At 67.5% G+C, this 1,986-nt stretch carries 1 protein-coding gene; it reads left to right on the top strand.

Translation table 11 applies throughout. The features are described from left to right. A partial coding sequence (locus tag ACIBQ8_RS51155) for a DNA-directed RNA polymerase subunit beta (RefSeq protein WP_397195919.1) occupies positions 1-1,986 on the top strand: 1,986 nt, incomplete at both ends.

Raw genomic sequence — 1,986 nt, 5'->3', positions numbered from 1 at the left:
GGAGAACCTGTACTTCAACCCCAAGCGGTACGACCTGGCCAAGGTGGGCCGCTACAAGATCAACAAGAAGCTCGGGGTCGACTCCGAGATCACGCAGGGCACGCTGACCGAAGAGGACATCGTCGCCACCATCGAGTACATCGTCCGCCTGCACGCGGGCGAGGAGTCGATGCCGGGCGCCAACGGTGAGGTGATCGTCGAGATCGACGACATCGACCACTTCGGCAACCGCCGCCTGCGCAGCGTCGGCGAGCTCATCCAGAACCAGGTCCGCCTGGGCCTGGCCCGCATGGAGCGCGTCGTCCGCGAGCGGATGACCACCCAGGACGTCGAGGCGATCACGCCGCAGACCCTGATCAACATCCGTCCCGTCGTGGCCTCCATCAAGGAGTTCTTCGGCACCTCGCAGCTGTCGCAGTTCATGGACCAGACCAACCCGCTGGCCGGCCTGACGCACAAGCGGCGTTTGTCCGCGCTCGGCCCCGGTGGTCTGTCCCGTGAGCGGGCCGGCTTCGAGGTCCGTGACGTGCACCCGTCCCACTACGGCCGGATGTGCCCGATCGAGACCCCTGAAGGCCCGAACATCGGTCTGATCGGCTCGCTGGCCTCCTACGGCCGCATCAACGCCTTCGGCTTCGTCGAGACGCCTTACCGCAAGGTCGTCGACGGCAGGGTGACCGACCAGATCGACTACCTGACGGCCGACGAGGAAGACCGCTACGTCAAGGCGCAGGCCAACACGACGCTCAACCCCGACGGGTCGTTCGCCGAGTCCCGCGTCCTGGTCCGTACCAAGGGCGGCGAGACCGAACTCGCCCGTGCCGAGGAAGTCGACTACATCGACGTGTCGCCGCGCCAGATGGTGTCGGTCGCCACCGCGATGATCCCCTTCCTCGAGCACGACGACGCCAACCGCGCGCTCATGGGCTCCAACATGCAGCGCCAGTCGGTGCCGCTGCTCAAGAGCGAGGCGCCGCTGGTCGGCACCGGCATGGAGTACCGTGCCGCGACCGACGCCGGCGACGTCATCAGCGCCGAGAAGGCCGGCGTGGTGGAGGAGGTCTCGGCCGACTACGTCACCGTCATGAACGACGACGGCACGCGTACGACGTACCGGGTCGCCAAGTTCAAGCGCTCCAACCAGGGCACCTCCTTCAACCAGAAGCCCATCGTCGCCGAGGGCGACCGGGTCGAGGTCAACCAGGTCATCGCCGACGGCCCCTGCACCGACAACGGTGAGATGGCGCTCGGCAAGAACCTGCTCGTGGCGTTCATGCCGTGGGAGGGCCACAACTACGAAGACGCCATCATCCTGTCCCAGCGCCTGGTCCAGGACGACGTCCTGTCCTCGATCCACATCGAGGAGCACGAGGTCGACGCCCGCGACACCAAGCTGGGCCCGGAGGAGATCACCCGGGACATCCCCAACGTGTCGGAAGAGGTCCTGGCCGACCTCGACGAGCGCGGCATCATCCGGATCGGCGCCGAGGTCGTCCCCGGCGACATCCTGGTCGGCAAGGTCACCCCGAAGGGCGAGACCGAGCTGACCCCGGAGGAGCGGCTGCTGCGCGCCATCTTCGGTGAGAAGGCCCGTGAGGTCCGCGACACCTCGCTGAAGGTGCCGCACGGCGAGCAGGGCAAGGTCATCGGCGTGCGCGTGTTCAGCCGCGACGAGGGCGACGAGCTCCCGCCGGGCGTCAACGAGCTGGTCCGCGTCTACGTGGCCCAGAAGCGTAAGATCACCGACGGCGACAAGCTGGCCGGCCGCCACGGCAACAAGGGCGTCATCTCCAAGATCCTGCCGGTCGAGGACATGCCGTTCCTTGAGGACGGCACCCCGGTCGACATCATCCTCAACCCGCTGGGCGTGCCCGGCCGGATGAACGTCGGCCAGGTGCTGGAGACCCACCTGGGGTGGATCGCCGCGCGTGGCTGGGACATCTCGGGCATCGCCGAGGCGTGGGCCGAGCGCCTGAAGGACAAGGG

Origin of the sequence: Nonomuraea sp. NPDC049646, assembly GCF_044465525.1 — a bacterium.
In the GTDB taxonomy this organism is placed as follows: domain Bacteria; phylum Actinomycetota; class Actinomycetes; order Streptosporangiales; family Streptosporangiaceae; genus Nonomuraea.
This window is presented reverse-complemented; position numbering and strand designations above follow the sequence as displayed.